Annotated in this window: 4 protein-coding genes; all 4 read right to left on the bottom strand. The window is 63.8% G+C overall.

The features are described 5' to 3' along the window. Window positions 1-32 precede the first annotated feature (32 nt). Window positions 33-632, bottom strand: coding sequence for a methyltransferase (locus tag EOA86_RS33225; RefSeq protein WP_245497455.1), 600 nt, complete (start codon window positions 630-632; stop codon window positions 33-35). Between the two features lie 53 nt (window positions 633-685). Then, on the bottom strand, window positions 686-1,111 hold the full coding sequence (locus tag EOA86_RS33230) for an EVE domain-containing protein (RefSeq protein ID WP_128345422.1): 426 nt from the start codon (window positions 1,109-1,111) through the stop codon (window positions 686-688). A 26-nt stretch (window positions 1,112-1,137) separates the two neighbouring features. After that, a complete protein-coding gene (locus tag EOA86_RS33235) occupies window positions 1,138-1,434 on the bottom strand; it encodes a YciI-like protein (RefSeq protein ID WP_065007224.1) in 297 nt (98 codons plus the stop codon). 24 nt (window positions 1,435-1,458) lie between these two features. Then, the coding region (locus tag EOA86_RS33240) for an NAD(P)H-dependent glycerol-3-phosphate dehydrogenase (RefSeq protein ID WP_348633382.1) at window positions 1,459-1,803 on the bottom strand (345 nt) is incomplete at its 5' end.

The raw sequence follows: 1,803 nt of genomic DNA on the forward strand, positions 1-1,803 counted from the left end.
ATGCGTGATGGAACGCCCGTTCGGCGATGCCGTCAAGCAAACCGCCAGACGGTCGTGCGCTTGACCAAGGCGTCTTCCAGTGCCCGGGTTACCGCCACTTCATAGACGGCAAGCGGCTCCAGTCCTGCTTGCGGCATATAGGAACGGCCGGGATCGCCGACGATAATGTCGGCGCCGCGCGCCTTCAGCGTCGCGAACCATGGCATCAGCCGGTCGGCAATGGATTTGTCGTAGAAGACGTCGCCGGCCAGAACCACATCCCAGCCCGCATCGGCTCCGATGCAGTCCGAGCCGAGGAACTTTATCCCGACATCATTGGCCTCGGCGTTGATGCGGATCGCGGTCGCGCAGAACGGGTCGATATCGGCGGCGATCACCTCTGCCGCGCCGGCCTTCGCCGCGGCAATGGCGACAAGGCCGGAACCGGAGGCAAAGTCGAGCACGCGCTTGCCCTGTACATCGGACGGATTGTCGAGGATATAGCGGGCAAGGCCTTGGCCGCCGGCCCAGGCGAAGGCCCAGAAAGGCGGCGGCAGGCCGATTTCGGCCAGTTCGTCCTCGGTCCGCTGCCACAGATCATGCGCTTCGTCGGCCAGATGCAGCAGGATCTCCGGCACATGCGGCGGCGCCATCAGCGCCGTGTTGTCGAGGATGAAGCTTTTCGCGCTGTTCGGCGTCAGCGCCGTCACGGAGCCGGCGTCAGGCCGCCCATGCGGCAGACCTCTTTCCATTCGGCCGGCGTCACCGGCTGCACGGAAAGCCGTCCGAGCCGGACCAGTGCCATCTCGGCAAGCTTGGGATTGGCCTTGACATGTTCCAGCGTCACCGGCTTCGGCATATCCTTTACGGCGCGGATATCGACGCATTCCCATCGCGGATCGTCGGAAGTCGTGTCCTGATGAGCCAGCGCGCAGACCTCGGCGATGCCGACCACATCGAGCCCGTCATTGGAGTGGTAGAAGAAGCCGAGGTCGCCGATCTGCATCGCCTTCATATTGTTGCGCGCCGCATAATTGCGCACGCCGTCCCATTGCGTGCCGGCTTTGCCCTTCGCCTTGAGGTCCTCGAAGGAGAAGACCGAGGGTTCAGATTTGAACAGCCAGTAGTTCATTTTTTGCTCCTCCTGGCAGCTGGCGATCAGGCAGCCGCCGGCTTGTTGAAGGTCCAATTCCATTGCCGGATTTCGACGCTTTCGAACAGCCCGGCCTTGGCATAGGGGTCTGCCGCCGACAGCGCTTGTGCCGCGGCCAGGTCGGGCGCCTCGACCACGACGAGGCTGCCGTTCGGCTTGCCGTCGGCCTCGAGGAACGGACCGGCGAAGGCCAGCTTCTTCTCGCCGTTCAATCCTTCCAGGAAGGCAACATGCTCGGGCCGGGTATCGAGCCGCACCTGCAGGCTTCCAGGCTTGTCCTTGCAAATCAACGCAAACAGCATCTTCCATCTCCGGATTGTTCGAAATTACACGTCGGTTTCGGTCTTCAGCGGCCTTGTCATCAGCGCCGCGACAGCCTGGCGGATGGTGATCGTGCCGTCTAGTATGGCGGCGACGGCGGTGATGATCGGCGCATCGATCTTGCGCTCGGCGGCAATGCGGGCGGCGATCGCCGCCGTCGGCACGCCTTCGGCCAATGGCAGGCCGGCAAGTGGCTTGCCTTGTCCCAGCGCCAGCCCGTAGGCGAAATTGCGCGACTGGGCGGACGAGCAGGTGAGCAAAAGATCGCCGAGGCCGGAAAGTCCCATCAGCGTTTCCGGCCTGGCGCCGAAGGCAGCACCGATGCGGCGCAATTCGACGAAGCCGCGGGT

This window comes from Mesorhizobium sp. M5C.F.Ca.IN.020.32.2.1, assembly GCF_004023105.1.
GTDB classification, from domain to species: domain Bacteria; phylum Pseudomonadota; class Alphaproteobacteria; order Rhizobiales; family Rhizobiaceae; genus Mesorhizobium; species Mesorhizobium wenxiniae.

What these genes read in the sequence shown, in the direction of transcription:
- EOA86_RS33230 (WP_128345422.1), bottom strand. Translation starts at nt 1,111, where the DNA reads ATGAACTACTGGCTGTTCAAATCTGAACCCTCGGTCTTCTCCTTCGAG.
- EOA86_RS33225 (WP_245497455.1), bottom strand. Translation starts at nt 632, where the DNA reads ATGGCGCCGCCGCATGTGCCGGAGATCCTGCTGCATCTGGCCGACGAA.
- EOA86_RS33235 (WP_065007224.1), bottom strand. Translation starts at nt 1,434, where the DNA reads ATGCTGTTTGCGTTGATTTGCAAGGACAAGCCTGGAAGCCTGCAGGTG.